Below are 22,394 nucleotides of genomic sequence, written 5' to 3'. Positions count from 1 at the left end.
ACACACGCTCTATGACGACAAAAAACGAAACCATTCCGATGACGTTGCCACTGCTACGTGATCGCATCGATGCTATTGATGCCCAAATCCAGGATTTGATAAATGAGCGCGCCGCTTGTGCGCAAAAAGTAGCGGAAGTGAAACTTGCTGAGCAAGGGGATCAGGATGTTGTTTTTTATCGACCTGAACGTGAAGCTCAGGTGTTGCGTCGCGTCATGGAGCGTAATAAAGGGCCTTTAGGTCACGAAGAGATGGCGAAGATTTTCCGTCAAGTGATGTCTTCTTGCTTAGCGCTTGAGCGTCCTATGCGTATTGCTTTCTTAGGGCCTGAGGGCACTTTTACTCAGCAGGCAGCGTTGAAGCACTTTGGTAAATCCATTATCAGTGCGCCGATGGCGGCGATCGATGAGGTGTTTCGTGAGGTGGAGTCTGGTGCTGCAAACTATGGTGTGGTGCCGGTTGAAAACTCTACCGAAGGTGTGGTGAATCATACCTTGGATACATTTCGTGGCTCGCGCTTAAAAATCTGTGGTGAGGTAGAAGTTCGCATTCACCACAATTTGCTCGTGGCGCCGAATATTAATGCGGACGATGTCACTCACATCTATTCACATCAGCAATCACTAGCCCAATGTCGTGCCTGGCTGGATCGCTACTGGCCACATGCAGAGCGCATCGCGGTAAGCTCAAATGCTGAAGGTGCACGTCTTGCTTCTGAAGCGGGTAAAAATGGTAAAGCCGTGGCAGCCATTGCGGGTGAGATCGCTAGTGAGTTGTACGACCTGACGGTTGTATCAGCGAACATTGAAGACCACCCTGAGAACACCACGCGTTTTTTGATTATTGGCAATGAAAAAGTACCGGCCAGCGGTAAAGATAAAACATCGCTGTTAGTCAGTGCTAAAAATGAACCTGGTGCTTTGTACCACTTATTGGAGTCATTTGAGCGACATGGTGTGGATATGACGCGCCTTGAAACACGCCCATCTCTCATTAGTAAGTGGGGTTATGTGTTCTACATCGATTTTGTTGGCCACTGCGAAGATGACGCCTGTAAGGCTGTCATTGCTGAGCTGCGTGAGCGTGCCTCAGAAGTGAAAGTGCTTGGGTCTTACCCAGTCGCTGTGCTGTAAACGAGACAACGAGTAGAAGGCACTTGCTATGCAAGACAAGACAAAAGAGTTTGGTAATGTACTGATCGTCGGTTTAGGGATGATTGGTGGCTCCTTTGCAAAGAGCCTAAAACAGCAAGGCTTGGCGACACTGTTTGGTGCAGATCGTCGCGACGGTGAGCTAACGCTTGGGGTGTCTGCTGGGGTGATTGATCATCCTGCGAAGCTTGATGAACAGACCCTAAGTCAGATCGATATTATTATTTTGGCGACACCTGTGCGAGCGATGGCTTCGGTGTTGAGTGAAATTAAGCCTTACTGGCGCCCAGATATGTTGATCACGGATGTGGGCTCTACTAAAGGTAGTGTAGTCGAGGCTGCGGCGCAGGTATTTGGTGAGGTGCCAGCTAATTTTATTCCTGGGCATCCGATCGCGGGCGCTGAGAAGAGTGGGGTGCTAGCTGCCAATCCACATTTGTTTGAAAAGCATATGGCGATTGTGACGCCATTGCCGGATTCGGACCCTGAGCAGTTAGATCGATTGCATCGCCTTTGGCGAGCGGTCGGAGCAGATGTGGTCAGTATGGATGTGGATCATCATGATCATGTGTTGGCAGCTTCTAGTCATTTGCCGCATTTGCTGGCCTATACCCTAGTTGATGCGTTGGCCAATGCTGATCGCAGCCAAGATATCTTTCGCTTTGCGGCGGGAGGTTTCCGTGACTTTACGCGTATTGCTTCAAGTGACCCGGTAATGTGGCGCGATGTGTTTTTGGCCAACAAAGAGGCAACGCTGTCGACGTTAGATTTGTTCACTGAGCGCCTTGCTGATATGCGCCAAGCGATCGTTGATGCGGACGGCGCATCCATGTATGGCGTATTTACTCGTGCCAAATCTGCACGTGACCATTTTTTGCGTTTATTGGAGCAGCGTACGCTGGGTAAGCCACAAGCTAAGCAGGTGGCTATTCAGGTGTCGCCAGCCTCTGCTATTCAAGGTGAAATTTCTTTGCTGGGTGACAAATCTTTGTCACATAGAGCGCTTATCATGGCCGCCCTGTCCGAGGGCGTTAGCGAATTGGCTAATATTGATTTGGCTGGCGATGTCAAAGTAACGCTGCAAGCGCTGCGTGACATGGGCGTTGTGATCGAAGAATTTGCACCCGGTTATGTGCGTGTGCATGGGGTGGGGCGTCAAGGATTACGGGCACCGATTGCGCCGATCAACGTGCATAACTCAGCCACTAGCTTATATCTCTTGTTGCCTGTTTTGGCAGGTCAAGCCTTCCCAGTTGAGGTGATTGGTGAAGAGGCGTTAACGAATACACCTTTCACACAATTGTTGGCTCTGCTCAGTGCGGCTGGGGCTAATGTGACGAGCGCGCCGGCAGACTGTTTACCGTTTAAAGTGCAGCCTTCTGCGATTCAGCCGTTGACACAAACGTTGCCAGGACAGCCTTCGGCAAGGTTGGTGTCTGCTGCGATTTTGTTGAGCTTGTTCAGTGGTGGCGTGAGTCGTTTTACCTCCGAAGAAACCCTAGATGCGCCCATGGCGGCCTTATTTAATTGTTTTGGTGTCTCGCTAGACACTGATGCCAAAAGTGGTGAACTGAAGGTTGAGTCAGGTTGTCTCAAAGGCGCAAGCCTAACGTTACCTGCAGATGCGCAGCAGGTGGTTTGGGTGGCTTTGCTGGCGACGCTATTACCAGGCTCTAACGTTAAGTTGACGGGGGTGGCGCCAGAAGGACGTTTGGCTGCGTTGTTTGCAGTGCTGGAGGGCGCTGGAATGAAGCTGCACTGGTCTGAGTCAGTGGAGTCGGTATTTGCAGCGCGTTCATTAACCGTGTCTTTCGCTAAGTTGCAAGCTTGGAGTCTTGATACTCAGCAAGTGCGCTTATTGCGTGGATTTTTGCCGTTGCTTACGGCAGCGGCCGTGTATGCAGAAGGGACGAGCCAATTCGAAGGGATCGCTCATCTGCCATACTTTTATGAAGATCGCATCACGACGCTTATCGATGGTGTGAATCATGTTGGCGGTGCTTGCGAATGGCACGCCGGAACTTTATTTGTACAAGGACGGACCCCTGAGGGAGGGGATCTAGACAGTGCTGGTAACGACTTGGTGGCGTTGGCATTTTTATTGCTGTCATCGCGCTGCCGTAGCGGGGCAACCGTAAGGGATTGCCAGAACCTGCTAGAGCAAATTCCAAACTTAGAAGAAATTGCCGCGCAGCTGGGTCTTAAAGGCTCAGTGGACGGCTAAATAAGAGGAACAGTTATGATGAATCAAGCCCCAGTTATTACGATTGATGGCCCAAGTGGTGCTGGTAAAGGCACTGTCAGTCAATTAGTCGCAGAGAAGCTGGGTTGGCATTTGCTTGATAGTGGTGCCTTGTATCGCCTATTGGCGTTGGCAGCAGAGCACCACGGTATTTCAACGGATGATGTAGGTGCGCTACGTGTTTTAGCAGAGCATCTTGATATCCAATTCCAGCAAACAGCTGATGGGTCAGTGGATATTATTTTAGAAGGTGAGGTGGTTACTCAGGCTATTCGCAATGAAGTGGTCGGTAATCAAGCGTCTAAGCTTGCCGCGGTGCCACAGGTGCGTGAAGGCTTGTTATTGCGCCAACGAGCCTTTGTTGATGAGCCAGGTTTAGTAGCAGATGGTCGCGATATGGGAACGGTAGTTTTCCCTGAAGCATCGATTAAGGTGTTTTTAACCGCCAGCGCAGAAGAGCGCGCGAAACGTCGTCAGCTACAGCTTGAGCAGAAAGGCGAAGTAGTAGATTTTGAAGAGCTTGTGCGCACCATTAAAGAGCGCGATGAGCGCGATGCCAATCGTCCGGTTGCCCCTTTGGTGCCGGCGGTCGGTGCACTAGTGATCGATAGTACTGAGATGACCATTGAACAAGTGGTCGAAACCATCTTAGAGCAAGCAAGCAAAGCTGCCTATTGCTAAGATACAGCTGTATTTATGCTTAAAGATTGTGCTAAAATACTCTGATAAGTCGATTTTGGGGCCAGTTAAAACCAAATCGCAATTTAAGTAAATTAACCCCACATAAGCTGGCGATGTGGCAGGGAACATTTAGTTGTTCCGTATTTATAGGAATCACAATGACTCAAAGCTTCGCAGAACTGTTTGAAGAAAGCCTTAAAAGCGTAGAAATGGCGCCAGGCTCGATTGTTACTGGTATCGTTGTTGACATCGACAGCGACTGGGTAACTGTTCACGCAGGTCTTAAATCAGAAGGCGTTATCCCACGTTCTCAATTCCTTAACGAGAGCGGCGAATTCACTCTAAACATCGGCGACGAAGTTAAAGTAGCGCTTGACGCTGTTGAAGACGGCTTCGGTGAGACTAAACTTTCTCGTGAGAAAGCTAAGCGCGCTGAAACTTGGGCTGTTCTTGAGAAAGCCTACGAAGAAGGTGAAATCGTTAAAGGTATCATCAACGGTAAAGTTAAAGGTGGCTTCACTGTTGACATCGCTAACATCCGTGCTTTCTTGCCAGGTTCTTTGGTAGATGTTCGTCCTATCCGTGACACATCTCACCTTGAAGGTGTTGAACTTGAGTTCAAACTTATCAAGCTTGATCAGAAACGTAACAACGTTGTTGTATCTCGTCGTGCCGTTATGGAAGCGACTAACAGCGCTGAGCGTGAAACTCTTCTTGCTAACCTTGAAGAAGGTCAAGAAGTTAAAGGTATCGTTAAGAACCTTACTGATTACGGTGCGTTCGTTGACTTGGGTGGTGTTGATGGTCTTCTACACATCACTGACATGTCTTGGAAACGTATCAAGCACCCAAGCGAAATCATCGCTGTAGGTGACGAGATCGACGTTAAAGTTCTTAAGTTTGACCGTGAGCGTAACCGCGTATCTCTAGGTCTTAAGCAACTAGGTGAAGATCCATGGGTAGCAATCAAAGCTCGTTACCCAGAAGGTACGAAAGTAACTGCACGCGTTACAAACCTAACTGACTACGGTTGCTTCGCTGAGCTTGAAGAGGGCGTTGAAGGTCTAGTACACGTTTCTGAAATGGACTGGACTAACAAAAACATCCACCCTTCTAAAGTTGTTCAAATCGGCGACGAAGTAGAAGTTATGATCCTAGACATCGACGAAGAGCGTCGTCGTATTTCTCTAGGTATCAAGCAGTGCACTCCAAACCCATGGGAAGAGTTCGCTACATCATTCAACAAAGGCGACAAGATCTCTGGCGCAATCAAGTCTATCACTGACTTCGGCGTATTCATCGGTCTTGACGGTGGTATCGACGGCCTTGTACACCTATCTGACCTATCTTGGGATGAGACTGGTGAAGAAGCAGTTCGTCAATACAAGAAAGGTGATGTGCTAGAAACTGTTGTTCTTTCTATCGATGCTGAGCGTGAGCGTATCTCTCTAGGTGTTAAACAACTAGAGCAAGATCCTTTCGTAGCATTCGTAGCTGAAAACGACAAAGGTGCGATCGTAACTGGTACTGTATCTGAAGTTGATGCGAAAGGTGCGACTGTTACTCTAGCTGAAGGCGTTGAAGCTTACTTGAAAGTTTCTGAAATCAGCCGTGAGCGTGTAGAAGATGCTTCTTCTGTACTGAAAGAAGGTGACTCTGTAGAAGCTGCGATCACGAACGTAGATCGTAAAGCTCGTACAATTGCTATCTCTGTTAAAGCGAAAGACGCTTCTGAAGAGAAAGCTGCACTGAAATCTCACACTGAGAAACAGCAAGCTGAAGCAAATGGCCCGACTACAATCGGTGACCTAATCAAAGCTCAACTTGAGAACCAAAACTAATTCTGATCTCAGAATAATGTTTTAAAAAGCGGGCCAATTTGGCCCGCTTTTTTTATGCTTTTTTTTAGTGATCGATTGACAAATAAACTATACACAGAAGATGTGGATAAACGTGGGTATAGCTAGAATGCTAGCGAAATAAGGCCAACAATCTCTGCACATCCTCATCACTCCATTCCGCTTTTTCCAACAGCTCGGTCAGTTCTGGATTGTGTTGTATTTGATCTAAATTCTTCTGAAATTTCGCGAAATGATACTCTTTGATCAGTTTCTCATCGTAATCTGAGCGATACAGTTGTGGCTCGGCAGATTGCGTGTCTGATTCAGGTTGTGATGCTTGCTTTAACTTATTCACAGTCTTGTAAGCGTTGAGCATTTTGGATTTGTTCATCGGCTAATCTCCAAATGGGTAATCGATGTACAACACATGAAACTGGCCATTTTCTGCTACCCATTTTACATCGGCATTCCAAAGTGTGTTGGCGTGTGTGCGCCCTTGTTGCTGGGTCATATGTGATGGTCTTGGGTCTTGGCCAATGACTTGCTCGATGAGAGGCTTTAAGTCGCGCTGATAGGTTTCTTTATAGTCGTTAAGTTGTGATAGTGCGAGCTCTGAAAAAAATACGGGTTTCAGTTCGGTACGTTCTGGGGCAAAGCCACCTTGCGCATCGGTAATGGCATCAGCGTAAGGTAGGTAAGGCTTTATATCGACCACTGGCGTTTGATCAAGCAAATCGGCACCAGCAATGTCGATGAAGACTCTGCCATCCTCTTGGCGGATGCTGAGTAGTTCAACCACGGATAACCCTAGTGGGTTAGGTCGGTGGGTAGCCCTAGTTGCGAAAATCCCCATCTTCTTTTTGCCGCCTAAACGTGGCGGTCGAATTTTTGCCTTCCAGTTATCGTTGATGCATTGATGAAAAATAAAGTGCACCCAAATATGAGAAAAGCCCTCAAGGCCATCAAGCGTGTCGAGTCGATTAAAAGGGGGTAGCAATTCAATGCTAGCCGACGCTTGTTTGACTAATCCAGGTTGGCGCGGGATGCCAAATTTTTGTTTGTAGCAAGAATGGACAACGCCGATCTGTTGGAATTGAAACTGTGTCATGAGAAATTATCGGTTCGGCTATCAATATTTGAGAATGACGATCTGTAAGTTGTGATAGTATAACGGTTATCTGTAGAAATGGCGTCCTGTAGGGCGCGAAATCGCTGGTTAAATAAGAGAGTATAAAATGTCCTTAGAATCCTACATGAACGAAGTCGGCCAGAAGGCGCGTGCAGCGTCACGTCTTTTGGCGCGTGTCTCCACTGAGCAAAAAAATAATGCTTTATATGCAATGGCTGATGCGTTGGAGCAAGCACGACCTCGACTCAAAGAGGAGAATGCTAAGGACTTAGAAGCCGGTAAAGCGAAAGGGTTAGACGAAGCAATGCTAGATCGTTTGGCTCTGACCGATGCTCGTATCGATGGCATGATCGAGGGGCTTAATCAAGTCGCTTCGTTGCCAGACCCAGTAGGTGAGGTCACCGATATGGTGTATCGCCCTTCAGGTATTCATTTAGGTAAGATGCGTGTGCCGTTGGGGGTGATCGGTATTATTTATGAATCGCGCCCAAACGTAACTATCGATGCTGCAAGCTTATGTCTAAAGTCAGGTAACGCGACGATTTTGCGTGGCGGTAGTGAGGCTTACTATTCTAACCAAGCCATTGCTCAAGCAGTGCAAGCGGGTTTAGCGGCAGCAGATTTGCCTCAAGAGGCGGTGCAGGTGATCAATACCACTGACCGCGAGGCTGTAGGCTTGTTAATTGCGATGCCAGAGTTTGTTGATGTCATTGTGCCGCGTGGTGGTAAAAGCTTAATTGAACGCATCAGTAACGATGCACGTGTGCCAGTGATTAAGCACTTAGATGGCATTTGTCATGTGTACGTAGACGATGAAGCGGACTTTGATAAAGCGTTTGCTATTGCAATGAATGCGAAGACTCGCCGCTATGGTGTTTGTAACGCGATGGAAACCTTGTTGGTACATGAGCAAGCGGCCGCAACGTTTTTGCCGCGTATTGCCGTTGCCTTGGCTGAAAAGGGTGTTGAGTTAGTGGGCTGTGAGCAAACTCGAGCGGTGATTGAGGCCGGTGAAGCCACAGAAGAAGATTGGCAGACTGAATACCTTGCACCAAAGCTTTCTATAAAAGCTGTAGCGGATATGGATGCTGCTATTGACCACATTAATACGTATGGTTCGCATCACTCAGACGCAATCGTAACGCAAAATTACAGCAAGACGCGTGTGTTCATGGCGGCCGTCGATTCATCGTCGGTCATGGTGAATGCTTCTACAGCTTTCGCTGACGGCTTTGAGTACGGTTTGGGGGCTGAAATCGGCATCTCTACGGATAAAATCCACGCCCGTGGTCCCGTTGGGCTTGTGGGCTTGACCAGTCAAAAGTACATCGTACTTGGGGACGGCCATACACGTGACAACTGAGTTGCAATCGCAAGCTGAGCAACTCGGAACGGTGGTGATGGGCGGAACGTTTGATCCGATCCATCACGGCCACTTGCGCTCAGCGGTTGATATTCTAGATTATTTTCAATTTAAAAGTCTGCGTCTTATTCCTTGTTATCAGCCGGTTCATAAGGGTGAGCCGACCGTGAGTGCTGAACAGCGTTTACATATGGTGCAATTGGGGATTACTGGCGATCCACGTTTAACGGTCGATGCTCGAGAAATTCTGCGAGCAGGTCCTAGCTACAGTATCGACACACTGATAGAGCTGCGTGAAGAGCTAGGTCCGAATGAGCCATTGATTATGGTCGTTGGCATGGACAGCTTTTTGTCACTACCGACTTGGGGACGTTGGCAGGAGCTTTTGGACGTGGCGCATATCTTGGTGATTTCAAGGCCCGGCTGGGAACCAGACTTGATTTCGACACTGGCAGCATTTTACGAAAAACATCGAGCTGAAAGCCCTGCTGAGTTACAATGCGCGCCTTCAGGTAAGATTTGGATGGAAAGTTTCACACCGCTTGCCATTTCTTCTAGCCAAGTACGAAACCTTTGCCGCAAACAGGCGTCTATAGCGTACTTGGTTCCGGAAACAATACAACGCTTCATTGAAGCGCATTCTTTATATAAATAGGGTTATCCAAAACTATGAGCCAAAACCAATTATCTGCTGATCAAATTCTTGAGCTTGCTGTTGAGTCACTTGAGGATGTAAAAGGCGATAACATCACGGTACTTAACGTGAGTGAACTGACTGACATGATGGACTTTATGGTGATCTGTACCGGTACATCAAAGCGTCACGTTAACTCGCTTGGGCAAAATGTCGTAGAGCACGCGAAAAGTAAAGGTCTGCAACCACTAGGCAGCGAAGGCCGTGAAATGGGCAGTGACTGGGTGCTGGTTGATCTATACGATGTCGTTGTACACGTGATGACAGAAGAAGCACGTTCGTTCTACGACCTTGAAAAATTGTGGGACATCACTCCTGAGCAACGCTAAGGCCAAGCCATAGATGCGAGTTAAGTTAATAGCGGTTGGCACAAAAATGCCGAAATGGGTAAGCGAAGGTTACGATGAATACGCCAAACGCTTACCAAGAGATTTTGCCTTAGAGCTAGTTGAGTTGCCAATGGCGCCACGTGGCAAAAATACTGACATTAGCAAAGCCGTGCAAAAAGAAGGGGACGCGATGCTAGCCGCGATCCCTAATGGTGACAAAGTGATTGCCTTGGAAGTACTAGGTAAATCATGGTCGACCGAGCAGTTAGCCGAGCAAACCGAAAGCTGGCGCATGGATGGCTACAATATTTCATTGCTGGTGGGCGGCCCTGATGGCTTAGATCCACGCTGTACAGCACGGGCTGATCAGGCATGGTCATTGTCGAAGTTGACCTTGCCTCACCCGATGGTGAGGATTCTCTTGGCTGAGCAAATCTACCGTGCTTGGACACTAATGAACAATCACCCCTATCACAGATAGAGTTTCGTTTTGGGCAAGCATCAACAAGTTTTTCGTAATTACCGACAAGAGCACGCTTTAACCCGCCGCCGGATCATTGTGGCGGGGGTTGTCGTTTTGATCATGATAGGCGTGCTGATGTCGCGCCTTTTCTATTTACAGGTCGTGCAATACGATTTGTATCAAACCAAAGCCAATGAAAACCGAGTGATGCTTGTTACTGAGCCACCGCCTCGCGGATTGATTTACGACCGCAATGGCGTGGTGTTAGCGGACAATCGTCCGATTCACAGTTTGACGGTTATTCCCGAGCGCGCCGCCAGTTTGCCTGAGTTGAAAGAGCGCTTGGATAAGCTAATCGATATCTCTGATGAAGACTGGCGCAATTATGAACGCAAGCTAAAAGAGTATCGTCGGCCCTATCAGTCCATCACTCTAAAGCCTCAATTGACCGACAAAGAGTGGTCAAAAGTCTCGGTAGACCTATACAAACTGGATGGTGTGCAAGTCGAGGCGCAGCTGACGCGTTATTACCCTTACGGTGAAGCATTTGCCCATGCAGTAGGATACGTTGGTCGTATTACTGCAGCCGATCTTGAGCGTGTGGATCGTATGGCGTATCAAGGCGCATTGTTTATCGGTAAAACGGGTGTCGAGAACTATTACGAAAGTACCTTATTTGGTAAGCCTGGTATCTCCAAGGTAGAAGTGAATGCGCGTGGACGCATCATGTCTGAGATTGAGCGCCAAAATCCAGAGCCAGGTAAAGATCTACATCTTTATATGGATGCACGGTTACAGCAATACGCCTACGATTTGCTTGGGGATTACAAAGGTTCCGTCGTCGCCATTGACCCTAATAATGGCGGCGTATTGGCGATGGTCTCCAAGCCAGGCTTTGATCCGAACTTATTTGTGCGTGGTATTTCGGTCGATAACTACGCGCGTTTGCGTGATGATAAACGCTTACCACTGTTTAACCGCGCTTTACGTGGGGGCTATCCGCCAGCGTCAACCATTAAGCCTTTCATGGGGCTTGCGGGCCTAGAACATGGCTTTTCCTCTTGGACTGAGCGGTATTACGCTCGAGGCTTTTATCAAATTAATCCTGATGGTCGCCGCTACCGAGACTGGAAGCGGGGTGGTCATGGCTGGATTGATCTAGAGCGTTCTATCATCGAATCCGTGGATACCTATTACTATCAGTTGGCTCATAAAATGGGGATTACGCCGATCCACAACTTTTTGTCGAAGTTTGGTTATGGCAGCACCTCCATTCTGGATTTAAATGGCGCCAGCGCCGGCTTGCTGCCTTCTAATGAGTGGAAAAAATCCCGTTACAAAGAGCCTTGGTACCCAGGAGACTCGGTCAACGTAGGGATCGGACAGGGCTTTATGGTGGCCACACCGATTCAGATAGCGACCGCCAACGCGGCGTTGGCTGCTCGTGGCCATATGTATTATCCGCGCATGGTCGATGCCGTGAACGATCAGCCCGCCACCTTTGAAGACAATGATGGTGTGGAGCACAAAATTACGCTCAAAGATCAGCGTAACTGGGAGCGCATGGTCAAAGCGATGGAAAAGGTTATTACCGACGATCATGGTACCGGACGTCGTCTACAGGGCACTGAGTATCGGATTGCGGGTAAAACTGGTACGGGGCAAGTATTCAGTCTGCAAGACGATGAAGAGTACGATGCGTCTAATCTAGATAAACGTCTGCATGACCATGCGTTGTTTATTGGTTTTGCGCCTGCCGAAGATCCTAAAATTGCCGTGTTTGCGATTTTTGAAAACGGTGGCAGCAGTGCCAAACCCGCGGATCTAACCAAAGCACTATTTGATGCGTATCTGTACGATGACTATCCAGAGCGTTATGACTACTTTGAGGAGCAAGCGCGATGAATTCACAGTTCTATTATCGAATTCTCAAGTTTACCAATGCGCGTTTGTTTCACCTGACTCACGTTGACGTATTGTTGCTACTGGCGCTGTTGCTGTTGATGAGCGGTGGTCTGGTGATTTTGTACTCTGCCTCTGGGCAAGATGTGGCCATGGTTGAGCGACAAGTAGTACGCTTAGGATTAGGGATGGCCACTTGTTTGGCCTTGGCGCAGTTGCCACCAAAATATATGCGTCGTGCTTCGCCATTTTTGTTTGCCATTCTAGTGGGTTTGCTGGTGGCGGTTTTGGTGGCCGGTGTCGGTGCCAAAGGGGCGCAGCGTTGGTTGGCGCTACCAGGTGGGTTGCGTTTCCAGCCATCTGAGATCATGAAGATTGTCATGCCGATGATGGTTGCTTGGTACTTTGCTAACCGGCCACTGCCGCCGACGCTAAAAGAAATCATTACGGTTTTAGGTATTATCGCGGTGCCGTCATTGATGGTTGCGAAACAGCCAGATTTGGGGACCGCGCTGTTAGTGGGTGTCTCGGGTATTTTTGCTTTATTTTTGGCAGGCCTTGGCTGGCGTTATATTTTAGGCGCTGCTGCTGCCGTGCCTGTGGCAGCATATGGTTTGTGGCAGGTGATGCGTGAATACCAAAAGCAACGTGTTTTGACGTTTTTAGATCCAGAAAGTGATCCTCTTGGTTCTGGGTGGAATATTATCCAATCGAAAACGGCCATTGGTTCTGGTGGATTACACGGTAAAGGTTGGTTAGAAGGGTCGCAAGCGCAATTGAACTTTCTGCCAGAAAGTCACACTGACTTTATTATTGCTGTATTGGCCGAAGAATTTGGCATGATCGGCTGTGCACTTTTAATGTGTGCTTATTTATTGGTGGTAGCACGAGGCTTATTTATTGCCGCTAATGCGGAGGATAACTATGCACGTTTGTTGGCGGGTAGTATCACTCTGACATTTTTTGTTTATATGTTTGTAAATATTGGCATGGTCTCTGGGATCTTGCCGGTAGTCGGTGTACCGTTACCTCTAGTCAGTTATGGTGGAACATCAATCATTACCATCATGGCGACGTTCGGAATTTTAATGTCAATACAAACCCACAAAAGGGCGAGATAATGTTGATGAGACTTATAGCCATCGGAGTGGCGCTTGGTTTATCGGGCTGCTCAGTTACACAAAACAATGCGCAAGCGGATACACAAGCAGCGGCTAATGCGAGTCAAGAGGCGCCAACACTTACACCGTATTATCAATTACCAGCTGTGCGCAGTTTTGTTGAGCGCATGGTGAATGAACATGACTATGATCGAAATGTGCTAGTCAGTGTCTTCTCGAGTACTTACAAACGCGAACAAGTGATCACTAAGTCGGACAACCAGCCGGAAGTCATTACACCATATTATGCATACCGCGAGCGCTTTTTAGACCAAGCGCGTGTTAGTCAAGGTGCGCGTTTCGCTAAGCGCAATCAAAAGTGGTTAGCACAAGCAGAGCAGCAGTTTGGTGTGGATCGCCATGTCATTGTAGCGCTGTTGGGGGTAGAAACCGCCTACGGCAACATCACCGGCAATCGCGATGTCTTTACGTCGCTTACTACCCTTGCCTTTGATTATCCACGTCGCGGTCAATACTTTCAGAGCGAACTCGAGGCGTATTTGTTATTAGCGCGTAAAGAAGGCTGGGAAATCGGCACAACTAATGGTTCGTACAGCGGCGCTTTAGGTATGGTGCAGTTTATGCCGAGTAATTACCTGAAGCTTGCGATCGACTTCGATAAAGATGGCCACATTGATCTATGGGGCTCAGAAGCAGATGCCATTGGTAGTATTGCTAATTATATGAAGCACCATGGCTGGCGCTACGGCGAGCGAGTTGCGATCCCGGCACGCGTGGCGGATCGTGATAAAGTAGACGATTTGGTTAATAAGGGGCGCAGTCCTTTACACAGCATGCAAGAGTGGGCGCAAAAGGGCGTTTGGGTGACAACGGATTACAGTGCGCAAACCGCCGGCTTAATTGGACTTAGGGAACAAGAAGAACAGCCGACTTATTGGTTGGCGTTTGAGAACTTCTTCACCATTATGGATTACAACCCTAGTCGTCGCTATGCCATGTCAGTTTGGGAGTTAGCCAATAGGATTGCGCAATATGAAGACAGTTAAGTGGACACTGTTGTTTGCAACCGCCAGCTTGACTGGCTGTATGAGCTCTTCGCATATTGGTGGCGGCTCAAGTAGCGATATTGATTACGATAAGGCATCAGGTGGTGGGCGTTATAGCATTTTGCAAGACCACGCACCAAGTGGTGACATCAAAGTGGATCATTTGCCAGAGCTGGTTCCTAAGTATGAGCCCAAGAGTCGTGGTGGCAATAAATCCCCTTATGAAGTCTGGGGCAAGAAATACTACGTAATGGATTCAGCTGAAGGGTACACTGCGCAGGGTACTGCTTCTTGGTACGGGCAAAAGTTCCACGGCCATAAAACTTCAAATGGGGAAACATATGATATGTATACGTTTTCCGCTGCACATAAGTCATTGCCTCTACCGACCTATTTAAAGGTTACTAACCTAGATAACCAGCGTACAGTTATTGTCAGGGTGAACGATCGTGGACCGTTTCACGGGGATCGATTGATAGACTTATCTTATGCTGCCGCAGCGCGTTTGGGGTACCACAAGAAGGGGCTTGCGCGCGTACGTATTGAAGCGATTACACCGAAGCCTGGTGAGCGTTATCGTGCTCCTGCTAGCGCAGTCGCTACACCAGTGAGTACCGCGAAAGCGCCAGTAGCACCTACTGTGACCACGCCTAAAGCGGTTTCTCCGGCCCCCAAGGCACCTGCAAATGACTTGCTGTTCAGTCACTTACAATTGGGTGCATTTTCTAAGCAGGCCTCGGCTGAGCAATTAAAGCAACGCTTGTTTGAGCGCTTTGATACAGCGATCAATATCGAGGTGCTGCATGCAGATGATGGCTTGTATAAAGTGCTGGTTGGGCCCTATAAAGCCGACGCAGAATTGCTTCAGTGGCAACAAAAATTAGAGTCAGCTGGCTTTGGCGAAAGTGTAAAGGTAGCGTTAGCGCCATAATGGGAACTTTTACAAGGCTAGAGATTCCAATCTCCCTTTAGTATTATTCCCCCACACGTATCAGACTTAGACGTTAATAATATGAAACGATTGTTCTCCCTATTTATTTTTGCAATTTCTCTATTTACTACTGTGGCGTCAGCTGCACCTTCTTTGATCCCAGCACCGCCACAACTTGCGGCGAAAAGCTATGTGTTGATGGACGCTTACACAGGTGATGTTCTGGTTGAACATAATAGCCGTGAAGAGCTGCCACCAGCGAGCTTGACTAAGCTGATGACCGCTTACATTGCAGAATATGAGCTGGCCAAAGGCAATATTTCACTGGAGGATAAAGTAACCATCAGTGAAAAAGCATGGCGTATGGAAGGGTCGCGTATGTTTGTCCGCGAGGGCACTCAGGTACGTCTTGAAGACCTAATGCGCGGTATTATTATTCAGTCTGGCAACGACGCCAGCGTTGCCGTTGCTGAGCACATTGCAGGTGGTGAAGCAGCGTTCGCGGATTTGATGAATCAGCATGCGCGTCTTCTAGGGATGAACAACTCTCACTTTGTTAACTCTACAGGTTTCCCTGCAGAGGGGCATTACTCTAGTGCGCATGACATTGCTTTGCTGTCACGTGCCACGATTGTACATTTTCCTGAAAACTACAAAATGTACGAAGAGAAGTACTTTACTTACAACGATATTCGCCAACCAAACCGTAATAAGCTGTTGTGGCGTGATAAGACCGTTGACGGTTTGAAAACAGGTCACACGGAAGCGGCGGGTTACTGTTTGGCTGCCTCAGCGGTTCGTAACGGTACGCGTTTGGTAGCTGTGGTAATGGGTACCAATTCGACTGAAGCGCGTGCAGCCGAAACTCAGAAGCTGCTAAACTACGGCTTCCGCTACTACGAGACTCGTAAGCTATACAGTGCTGGTCAGGTATTAAACGACGCTCGTGTTTGGGGTGGTGAAGCAGATTCTGTTAAGATTGGTTTCCTAGATGATGTGTTGGTGACGATGCCACGTCAGAACGCTGATTCTATTCCAGCGTCGCTAGACCTTAAATCTGAAATCGAAGCTCCGATCGCAGCGGGTGATGTACTAGGCAAAATCGTTGTTGGCGGACCTGATAATGTATTGCTTGAGCGTGATGTTGTAGCGCTGGAAGCGGTCGAAGAGGGCGGTTTCTTTAAGCGTCTATTTGATAAGATTAAATTGTTCTTTATGAACTTGTTTTAAACGGTGATACCACGAAATGGCTTTGATTAATAAAAGCGGTAACGTTGCCAAGGATGCGCAAGATGCCCCTAAGATTGAGTTTCCTTGTGCCAACTACCTAATTAAAGTTGTGGCGTTAGACAGTGATCACGGTCACACTGAAATCTTTGAGTGCGTGCGCCTGCACGCACCAGAGTTTGACGAAAGTTCTGTACGCAAAAATGTGTCTTCAAAAGGCCGCTTTGTTAGCTACAGTCTTCGTATTGAAGCGCAAAGCGAAGCCCACCTTGCAGATCTGCATAAAGGATTAATGGCGGTAGAAGTCGTTAAGATGGTTATGTAACGCATGCCAGACACTCTTTTGTGCCGTGATTTAGGTGTCGTGCCTTATGAATTGACCTGGGAGCAAATGAAGCAATTCACCCAGACTCGTGATAAGGCCGACGCCGATCAAATTTGGCTCCTTGAGCACGCCCCTGTGTTTACCCAAGGCCAAGCTGGTAAAGCTGAGCACCTCCTGAATGCCGGTGATATTCCTGTCGTACAAGCTGACCGCGGCGGCCAAATCACGTATCATGGTCCTGGGCAGCTTATTGCTTACATCATGATTGATCTTAAGCGCCTAGGTATTGGGGTGCGTGATCTTGTAACCTTGATTGAAAATTCAATCGTCGAGGTGTTAGCACAGCACGGTATTACCTCTTATCCTAAGCCTGATGCGCCTGGGGTATATGTCGATGAAATGAAAATTTCATCGCTGGGGCTTCGTGTCCGCCGTGGTTGTTCTTTCCACGGTGTAGCCTTAAACGTCGATATGGATCTCGAACCTTTTTTACGTATTAACCCATGTGGCTATCAAGGTCTGCAAATGGTTGATATGAAACGCTTGCAGCCAACCACAGACATGGCTCAGGTTAAAGTTCAGCTGGCAAACATTTTAGCTGAACGTCTCGGATATTCTCATCCAACTATCCAACAAGGGTGAATTAGAATGACAACTCAGCAAAAGCGAGTGGTGCAGGGCGAGAAACTTCGCGGTGCCGATAAAATGGCACGTATTCCTGTCAAAGTTATCCCAACCGAAGAGATTCCGCGCAAACCAGATTGGTTGCGTGTGCGTATGCCGGCCTCTCCAGAAATTGCTCGTATCAAAAACACGTTACGTGAACACAAGCTGTCTTCTGTTTGTGAAGAAGCTAACTGCCCCAATTTAGGTGAGTGTTTCTCCAACGGTACAGCGACCTTTATGATTATGGGCGATATTTGTACTCGTCGTTGTCCGTTTTGTGATGTGGCGCACGGCCGTCCTAATGCCTTGAGCCTTGATGAGCCAAAAGAGCTTGCCGTGGCGATTCGTGATATGCGTCTAAAGTACGTTGTGATCACATCCGTTGACCGTGATGATTTGCGTGATGGTGGGGCTCAGCACTTTGTTGATTGTATCGACGAAACACGTAAATTAAGCCCATCGATTGAAATCGAAACCTTAGTACCAGATTTTCGTGGTCGTATGGATGTAGCATTAGATATTTTGCAAGTGTCGCCGCCTGATGTGTTTAACCACAACTTGGAATCGATTCCACGCCTTTACCGTCAGGTTCGTCCGGGCTCGGATTACCAGTGGTCGTTGGATTTGTTGAAGAAGTTCAAAGAGCGCTGTCCAGACGTGCCGACGAAATCTGGTTTGATGGTCGGTATGGGTGAAAGCTTTGAAGAAATTGTAGAAGTGATGAAAGATCTACGTGCACACGGTGTGGATATGCTGACGATCGGTCAATATTTACAGCCTTCTAAGCACCACTTCCCAATGGATCGCTTTGTACACCCAGAAGAATTCGAGCGCTATGAGCAGGTCGCTAAAGAGCTTGGTTTTAAGCATGCCGCTTGTGGGCCGTTGGTGCGTTCATCTTACCATGCTGACAAACAAGCGCATGGCGAGCGAGTGTCTTAACATTCGTGTAATCTCTAAAGGCGAGCTGTGTTTCATAGCTCGCCTTTTTTATGGCTATGCATAAAAAAGCCCGCTGATGACAGCGGGCAAAAAAGACTCTTCCTGCTGGCGTATAAAACGCCAAAAAGTATAGGAAGCTAGGTGTAAGAAATCGCATAACCTTTGCAATTTCACAGATGGGTGGAGCTTCCTGCTTACTGCCCAGTCTGTATAAATTATAGACAAGCTCGGAGCTGTAAAGTTCCGAAACTGATAAAAATCTTTAGGTTGTCATACATGGAAAGTCGCTATCCTACGCCATATTTCGCGGTCAACGTCACCACTTCTACCTTGATGGACGACGTTATGTTTCGTGTCATGGCCGAAAAAATTATTGAGCTGGCCAGTGAACAAGCAGGCTACTTGGACACGGAATGGGTGGTCGAAGAGTGTTCTAGTATGACGTTTTATTGGCACACAAAGGATCAAGCGCAAGCATGGATGAATCACACTATGATGCAACGAACCTTATCCATTGGTCAGCAATGTTGGTTTGATCGTTACAGTTTAAAACTCATGGAAGTGCACAAGGAGAAAGTGGCGGTGACCTCATCTGATAAACGTCGTGAAGGGCGTTTTCCCTATCTTAAAACAGCACGTGGTGTGTTGAAGGTACTGGATCTAGAAGATATGCCATTGTTACATGCTTACGTAAATGAGCAACGCGATTTTCTTGCGCCTTGGGAGCCGCAACGCCATGAAGATTATTATTCAGAGCAAACCTGTTTGCTGCGTATTAAAGAAATGCGGCGTGATTTTTTGGAAGATAAAAGTTGTGTCTTGTGCCTATTAAATGCCGATGAAACACGCATGTTGGCCTATAGCAATTATTCCCAATTGGTGCGCGGTATTTCTCAGTCCTGCTTTTTAGGCTATAGCTTGGCCCAAGATTGTCAGGGGCAGGGGTATATGCACGAATGCTTAGACGCCGGCATTAAGTTTGTCTCAGACGTGTTAAATATTGATCGTATTCAGGCGTGTTATATGCCTCGTAACCAGCGTAGTGCAGCGGTACTTGAGCGGCTAGGCTTTGAGCGCGAGGGGATGGCTCGAGATTATTTGAAAATAAATGGCGTCTGGGAAGATCATATTTTAACCGCTCTTATATTACGTTAACGCGTCAGCTTAATGATTCTTCCTGGGCGTGGGTAAGGGGCCGTGATGCTAAGTAATGTCAAAGGTCGATCGCTGATGTTGCGTAGACTATGGGACTGGTTTGCTGCAATGATGAGACCATCCTTTGTAACGGTTTCGACGGGTTGCTCGCTATAGTGTGCTTGTAAGCCATTGGCGCTGTTGATGGGTAAAATAAACTGAGTTGCCTCGCGCACGTAGTACATAGGTTCTTGGTAACGTGCGGGCAGCATTTGCCACTGAACTTTTGCTAATGAGTCATCAGAGGCGGTCCACAAGGTGACTCCTGTAGGCAGGTGTTTTTTGGCTTCAGTGCCACTGGCGAAGCGCTCTAAACGATTGTCTTTGCGTTGAGTTTGGCCGTTAAAGCAGACCACAAAAAACCTAGAGTGGGGGGCGATGGTGACCAAGCGTAAAGGCAGTAAATGTTGTACCCAGACAGCTTGATTTGCCTTGAGAGTGAGCTCTTCACTGTCAGTCTGCAAGAACACCTGACCATCACTCATAAATAAAACGCTGTCAAAAGGTAGTGCCAAGTTATGACTGCTATGCTCGTTGAGCGCGAGCTGAATGTCGTACACTCTAAGGTGTGCCGTTTCAAACGCAACTCGCTGCCAACTATCGCTTCCTAATGGTGTTTTCATGAAGAGTCCCTGTATGGTTTGTCGCCATATTAGTGTATACGCGAAATAAAAAACACACTATCTGTAGAAATCCTGATGCCCAGTGGTTGCAGGCTTGCAGGTGCCTCATTATAGTAGATGCCACATTAAGTTATCGAAATGCCTAGGCTTTTTGCCAATCAGCCAGACTAAGAAAGGAAATTGCTTTTGAGTGATATTGCCAACTTTGAAGCCAACGAGACGCTATCGTTAAAAGATTATACGGAAAAAGCGTATCTCAACTACTCGATGTACGTCATTTTAGACCGGGCGTTGCCGCACATCGGTGACGGGCTAAAACCGGTACAGCGTCGCATTGTGTACGCGATGAGTGAGCTAGGTTTAAAGGCAACGGCTAAATACAAAAAGTCTGCGCGTACAGTCGGCGATGTGTTGGGTAAATTCCACCCTCACGGTGATAGTGCCTGTTATGAAGCCATGGTGTTGATGGCTCAGCCATTCTCTTATCGTTACCCGTTAGTAGACGGCCAAGGTAACTGGGGCGCACCAGATGATCCAAAATCCTTTGCTGCCATGCGTTATACTGAGTCACGTCTGTCTAAATATTCGGATGTGCTGCTAAAAGAAGTCAATCAAGGCACTGTTGATTGGGTGCCAAACTTTGATGGTACGCTGCAAGAACCTGCTGTATTGCCGGCGCGTTTACCTAACTTACTGCTAAATGGCACGACGGGTATTGCCGTGGGCATGGCGACGGATATTCCACCACATAATTTGCGTGAAGTGGGACAAGCTTGTATCCACATGCTGCAAAACCCTAAAGCGGGCTTAGACGATTTGATGGAGTTCGTACAAGGGCCTGACTTCCCGACTGGTGGTGAAATTATTACCCCGCGCGATGATATTCGTAAGCTCTATGAAACGGGTAAGGGGCAAGTCAAAGCGCGTGCTCGTTATTTGATGGAAGAAGGCGAAGTGGTGGTGCATGAGCTGCCTCATCAGGTGTCTGGTAGTAAGGTGCTAGAGCAGATTGCCGCGCAGATGCAGGCCAAGAAGTTACCAATGGTTGTGGACCTGCGAGATGAATCTGACCATGAAAACCCAACTCGACTGGTGATTGTGCCTAAGTCTAATCGTGTGGATGTTGAAGCGCTGATGACGCATCTGTTCGCAACGACTGATTTAGAGAAGTCCTATCGCGTCAATATGAACGTGATCGGTCTTGATGGCTTGCCGCAAGTGAAGCCGTTGGCGGCTTTTATTAGCGAGTGGTTGCGATTCAGAATCGGAGTGGTACGTAAGCGTCTGCAATATCGTTTAGATAAAGTCCTGAATCGACTGCACATTCTCGAAGGCTTGTTGGTGGCTTTTTTAAACATCGACGAAGTGATCGAAATTATTCGCAACGAAGATAAACCTAAGCCTGTATTAATGGAGCGCTTTGGTTTAACGGATACGCAAGCGGAAGCAATCCTTGAGCTTAAACTGCGCCACTTGGCCAAGCTTGAAGAAATGCGTATTAGATCTGAGCAGGATGAGCTTGAAAAAGAGCGTAAGCAGCTTGAGGCCTACCTTGCATCGGATCGCAAGCTTAAAAACTTGATTGTTAAGGAAATCGAAGAAGCCATCGATGCGTTTGGCGACGACCGACGTACGCCGATCATTGAGCGTAAAGAGGCCCAAGCGTTCAGTGAAGAAGACCTGTTGTCTAATGACCCGATCACGGTCGTGCTGTCCAAGCAAGGCTGGATTCGTGCCGCTAAAGGACATGATATTGATGAGCGTGGTCTAAGTTATAAATCGGGCGACGAATTTTTATTGTCTACCAAAGGTCGTTCAAACCAAACATTGGTGTTGTTTGCTTCCAACGGACGTACTTATTCTATCAAGGCCCATACCTTGCCATCAGCGCGAGGACAAGGTGAGCCAATCACTGGTCGAATCTCCTTAGAAAAAGACTGCCACATCGTCGCTGCGGTATTAGATCATGACGATGCCTTCTATCTGGTGGCGTCAGATGCAGGCTATGGCTTTGTTGCTAAGCTAGGTGATTTGCACGCCAAAAATAAAGCTGGTAAAGCGACTTTGAGTTTGCCAGTCAATGCCCAGGTATTAGCGCCGGTAAAAGTCGTTGACCCCGAAACAGCGCGTGCTGTGGTGGTGTCCAACGAAGGGCGCATGTTGGCCTTTAGTGTCGCTTCGCTGCCGCAGATGGCGAAGGGCAAAGGGAACAAATTACTGAATATCTCATCCGCTCGTGCCAAAGACCGAGAGGAGTGGGTGTGTGCCATGGCATCTCTACAGCCAGATGATTTGCTGTGTGCGCACAATGGTAAGCGCTTCACATCGTTTACCGAAAAAGAGTTGATGGATTATGTCGGTGAGCGTGGGCGCCGTGGTTTGAAATTGCCACGAGGCTTCCAGCGTATCGATCAGCTTGAGGTAAAAGTAGGAGAGGGCAAGTCTACAAATTAGGCTTGGTAATTTAGTATTGAAACATTATGGTGCTATTTTTAAATAGCTACTACGAATAAGAGGTAAAACC

General features: G+C 47.8%; 21 protein-coding genes. 18 read left to right on the top strand and 3 right to left on the bottom strand.

The window, feature by feature from the left end; all coding sequences use genetic code 11:
* Window positions 1-11 precede the first annotated feature (11 nt).
* The 4 genes from pheA (at window position 12) to rpsA (ending at window position 5,915) form a co-directional block, all read left to right on the top strand.
* Window positions 12-1,133, top strand: coding sequence for a prephenate dehydratase (gene pheA, locus JQX58_RS05275; RefSeq protein WP_204145751.1), 1,122 nt, complete (start codon window positions 12-14; stop codon window positions 1,131-1,133).
* Window positions 1,134-1,161: 28 nt separating this feature from the next.
* Window positions 1,162-3,375 (top strand): prephenate dehydrogenase/arogenate dehydrogenase family protein, encoded by a 2,214-nt coding sequence (locus JQX58_RS05270; protein ID WP_204145750.1) that lies wholly within the window; start codon window positions 1,162-1,164, stop codon window positions 3,373-3,375.
* A gap of 15 nt (window positions 3,376-3,390) precedes the next feature.
* Window positions 3,391-4,074 carry a (d)CMP kinase gene (gene cmk, locus JQX58_RS05265; RefSeq protein ID WP_204145749.1) on the top strand — a complete coding sequence of 228 codons (684 nt, stop codon included), beginning with the start codon at window positions 3,391-3,393 and terminating at the stop codon, window positions 4,072-4,074.
* A 158-nt stretch (window positions 4,075-4,232) separates the two neighbouring features.
* Window positions 4,233-5,915, top strand: coding sequence for a 30S ribosomal protein S1 (rpsA, locus tag JQX58_RS05260; RefSeq protein ID WP_204145748.1), 1,683 nt, complete (start codon window positions 4,233-4,235; stop codon window positions 5,913-5,915).
* Window positions 5,916-6,045: 130 nt separating this feature from the next.
* Here rpsA and JQX58_RS05255 read toward each other — a convergent pair whose 3' ends face one another.
* Window positions 6,046-6,306 (bottom strand): hypothetical protein, encoded by a 261-nt coding sequence (locus JQX58_RS05255; RefSeq protein ID WP_204145747.1) that lies wholly within the window; start codon window positions 6,304-6,306, stop codon window positions 6,046-6,048.
* Window positions 6,307-6,309: 3 nt separating this feature from the next.
* Window positions 6,310-7,023: a tRNA (N6-threonylcarbamoyladenosine(37)-N6)-methyltransferase TrmO gene (gene tsaA / locus JQX58_RS05250; protein WP_204145746.1), complete on the bottom strand. Its 714-nt coding sequence runs from the start codon at window positions 7,021-7,023 to the stop codon at window positions 6,310-6,312.
* Window positions 7,024-7,150: 127 nt separating this feature from the next.
* On the opposite strand from tsaA, the gene JQX58_RS05245 reads away from it, so the two are divergent.
* The 13 genes from JQX58_RS05245 to JQX58_RS05185 all read left to right on the top strand — a co-directional run bounded on the left by JQX58_RS05245 (window position 7,151) and on the right by JQX58_RS05185 (window position 19,208).
* Entirely contained in the window at window positions 7,151-8,407 is a 1,257-nt protein-coding gene (locus JQX58_RS05245; RefSeq protein ID WP_204145745.1) for a glutamate-5-semialdehyde dehydrogenase, read from the top strand.
* Window positions 8,397-9,062: a nicotinate-nucleotide adenylyltransferase gene (gene nadD, locus JQX58_RS05240; protein ID WP_338040675.1), complete on the top strand. Its 666-nt coding sequence runs from the start codon at window positions 8,397-8,399 to the stop codon at window positions 9,060-9,062. Before JQX58_RS05245 ends, nadD begins: the two co-directional genes overlap by 11 nt.
* A 14-nt stretch (window positions 9,063-9,076) precedes the next feature.
* Window positions 9,077-9,430: a ribosome silencing factor gene (gene rsfS / locus JQX58_RS05235; protein ID WP_204145744.1), complete on the top strand. Its 354-nt coding sequence runs from the start codon at window positions 9,077-9,079 to the stop codon at window positions 9,428-9,430.
* Between the two features lie 13 nt (window positions 9,431-9,443).
* A complete protein-coding gene (rlmH, locus tag JQX58_RS05230) occupies window positions 9,444-9,911 on the top strand; it encodes a 23S rRNA (pseudouridine(1915)-N(3))-methyltransferase RlmH (RefSeq protein WP_204145743.1) in 468 nt (155 codons plus the stop codon).
* Between the two features lie 117 nt (window positions 9,912-10,028).
* Window positions 10,029-11,798 carry a penicillin-binding protein 2 gene (gene mrdA, locus JQX58_RS05225; RefSeq protein WP_239090145.1) on the top strand — a complete coding sequence of 590 codons (1,770 nt, stop codon included), beginning with the start codon at window positions 10,029-10,031 and terminating at the stop codon, window positions 11,796-11,798.
* Window positions 11,795-12,916, top strand: a complete 1,122-nt coding sequence (gene rodA / locus JQX58_RS05220) for a rod shape-determining protein RodA (protein WP_204145741.1) — start codon at window positions 11,795-11,797, stop codon at window positions 12,914-12,916. Before mrdA ends, rodA begins: the two co-directional genes overlap by 4 nt.
* Window positions 12,916-13,962 carry a lytic murein transglycosylase B gene (gene mltB, locus JQX58_RS05215; RefSeq protein WP_204145740.1) on the top strand — a complete coding sequence of 349 codons (1,047 nt, stop codon included), beginning with the start codon at window positions 12,916-12,918 and terminating at the stop codon, window positions 13,960-13,962. The genes rodA and mltB overlap by 1 nt, the downstream gene beginning before the upstream one ends.
* A complete protein-coding gene (locus JQX58_RS05210; protein WP_204145739.1) occupies window positions 13,949-14,893 on the top strand; it encodes a septal ring lytic transglycosylase RlpA family protein in 945 nt (314 codons plus the stop codon). The genes mltB and JQX58_RS05210 overlap by 14 nt, the downstream gene beginning before the upstream one ends.
* Window positions 14,894-14,974: 81 nt before the next feature.
* Window positions 14,975-16,123 carry a D-alanyl-D-alanine carboxypeptidase family protein gene (locus tag JQX58_RS05205; RefSeq protein WP_204145738.1) on the top strand — a complete coding sequence of 383 codons (1,149 nt, stop codon included), beginning with the start codon at window positions 14,975-14,977 and terminating at the stop codon, window positions 16,121-16,123.
* Window positions 16,124-16,139: 16 nt separating this feature from the next.
* A complete protein-coding gene (locus JQX58_RS05200; protein WP_204145737.1) occupies window positions 16,140-16,445 on the top strand; it encodes a YbeD family protein in 306 nt (101 codons plus the stop codon).
* A 3-nt stretch (window positions 16,446-16,448) separates the two neighbouring features.
* Window positions 16,449-17,087 (top strand): lipoyl(octanoyl) transferase LipB, encoded by a 639-nt coding sequence (gene lipB / locus JQX58_RS05195; RefSeq protein ID WP_204145736.1) that lies wholly within the window; start codon window positions 16,449-16,451, stop codon window positions 17,085-17,087.
* Window positions 17,088-17,093: 6 nt separating this feature from the next.
* Window positions 17,094-18,053 carry a lipoyl synthase gene (lipA, locus tag JQX58_RS05190; protein WP_204145735.1) on the top strand — a complete coding sequence of 320 codons (960 nt, stop codon included), beginning with the start codon at window positions 17,094-17,096 and terminating at the stop codon, window positions 18,051-18,053.
* Window positions 18,054-18,329: 276 nt separating this feature from the next.
* Window positions 18,330-19,208 (top strand): GNAT family N-acetyltransferase, encoded by an 879-nt coding sequence (locus JQX58_RS05185; RefSeq protein ID WP_204145734.1) that lies wholly within the window; start codon window positions 18,330-18,332, stop codon window positions 19,206-19,208.
* On the opposite strand, the gene JQX58_RS05180 is transcribed toward JQX58_RS05185, so the two are convergent.
* Window positions 19,205-19,870 (bottom strand): hypothetical protein, encoded by a 666-nt coding sequence (locus JQX58_RS05180; protein ID WP_204145733.1) that lies wholly within the window; start codon window positions 19,868-19,870, stop codon window positions 19,205-19,207. The genes JQX58_RS05185 and JQX58_RS05180 overlap by 4 nt on opposite strands.
* Window positions 19,871-20,056: 186 nt before the next feature.
* Between JQX58_RS05180 and parC the strand changes: the two genes are divergently transcribed.
* A complete protein-coding gene (gene parC, locus JQX58_RS05175) occupies window positions 20,057-22,324 on the top strand; it encodes a DNA topoisomerase IV subunit A (RefSeq protein WP_204145732.1) in 2,268 nt (755 codons plus the stop codon).
* The last annotated feature ends 70 nt before the right edge of the window (window positions 22,325-22,394 follow it).

This window comes from Marinomonas ostreistagni (genome assembly GCF_016888445.1).
Lineage (GTDB): Bacteria > Pseudomonadota > Gammaproteobacteria > Pseudomonadales > Marinomonadaceae > Marinomonas > Marinomonas ostreistagni.
Note: the sequence above shows the minus strand (reverse complement) of the source record. Positions and strands in the feature narration are given on the sequence as shown.

Bases quoted from the DNA above. Each gene is read 5' to 3' on its own strand.
- rodA (WP_204145741.1), top strand. From the start codon at position 11,795: ATGAATTCACAGTTCTATTATCGAATTCTCAAGTTTACCAATGCGCGT.
- tsaA (WP_204145746.1), bottom strand. From the start codon at position 7,023: ATGACACAGTTTCAATTCCAACAGATCGGCGTTGTCCATTCTTGCTAC.
- JQX58_RS05205 (WP_204145738.1), top strand. From the start codon at position 14,975: ATGAAACGATTGTTCTCCCTATTTATTTTTGCAATTTCTCTATTTACT.
- JQX58_RS05245 (WP_204145745.1), top strand. From the start codon at position 7,151: ATGTCCTTAGAATCCTACATGAACGAAGTCGGCCAGAAGGCGCGTGCA.
- mrdA (WP_239090145.1), top strand. From the start codon at position 10,029: ATGTCGCGCCTTTTCTATTTACAGGTCGTGCAATACGATTTGTATCAA.
- cmk (WP_204145749.1), top strand. From the start codon at position 3,391: ATGATGAATCAAGCCCCAGTTATTACGATTGATGGCCCAAGTGGTGCT.
- JQX58_RS05185 (WP_204145734.1), top strand. From the start codon at position 18,330: ATGGAAAGTCGCTATCCTACGCCATATTTCGCGGTCAACGTCACCACT.
- JQX58_RS05210 (WP_204145739.1), top strand. From the start codon at position 13,949: ATGAAGACAGTTAAGTGGACACTGTTGTTTGCAACCGCCAGCTTGACT.
- mltB (WP_204145740.1), top strand. From the start codon at position 12,916: ATGTTGATGAGACTTATAGCCATCGGAGTGGCGCTTGGTTTATCGGGC.
- JQX58_RS05270 (WP_204145750.1), top strand. From the start codon at position 1,162: ATGCAAGACAAGACAAAAGAGTTTGGTAATGTACTGATCGTCGGTTTA.
- pheA (WP_204145751.1), top strand. From the start codon at position 12: ATGACGACAAAAAACGAAACCATTCCGATGACGTTGCCACTGCTACGT.
- JQX58_RS05180 (WP_204145733.1), bottom strand. From the start codon at position 19,870: ATGAAAACACCATTAGGAAGCGATAGTTGGCAGCGAGTTGCGTTTGAA.
- lipA (WP_204145735.1), top strand. From the start codon at position 17,094: ATGACAACTCAGCAAAAGCGAGTGGTGCAGGGCGAGAAACTTCGCGGT.
- JQX58_RS05255 (WP_204145747.1), bottom strand. From the start codon at position 6,306: ATGAACAAATCCAAAATGCTCAACGCTTACAAGACTGTGAATAAGTTA.
- rpsA (WP_204145748.1), top strand. From the start codon at position 4,233: ATGACTCAAAGCTTCGCAGAACTGTTTGAAGAAAGCCTTAAAAGCGTA.
- JQX58_RS05200 (WP_204145737.1), top strand. From the start codon at position 16,140: ATGGCTTTGATTAATAAAAGCGGTAACGTTGCCAAGGATGCGCAAGAT.
- rlmH (WP_204145743.1), top strand. From the start codon at position 9,444: ATGCGAGTTAAGTTAATAGCGGTTGGCACAAAAATGCCGAAATGGGTA.
- rsfS (WP_204145744.1), top strand. From the start codon at position 9,077: ATGAGCCAAAACCAATTATCTGCTGATCAAATTCTTGAGCTTGCTGTT.
- lipB (WP_204145736.1), top strand. From the start codon at position 16,449: ATGCCAGACACTCTTTTGTGCCGTGATTTAGGTGTCGTGCCTTATGAA.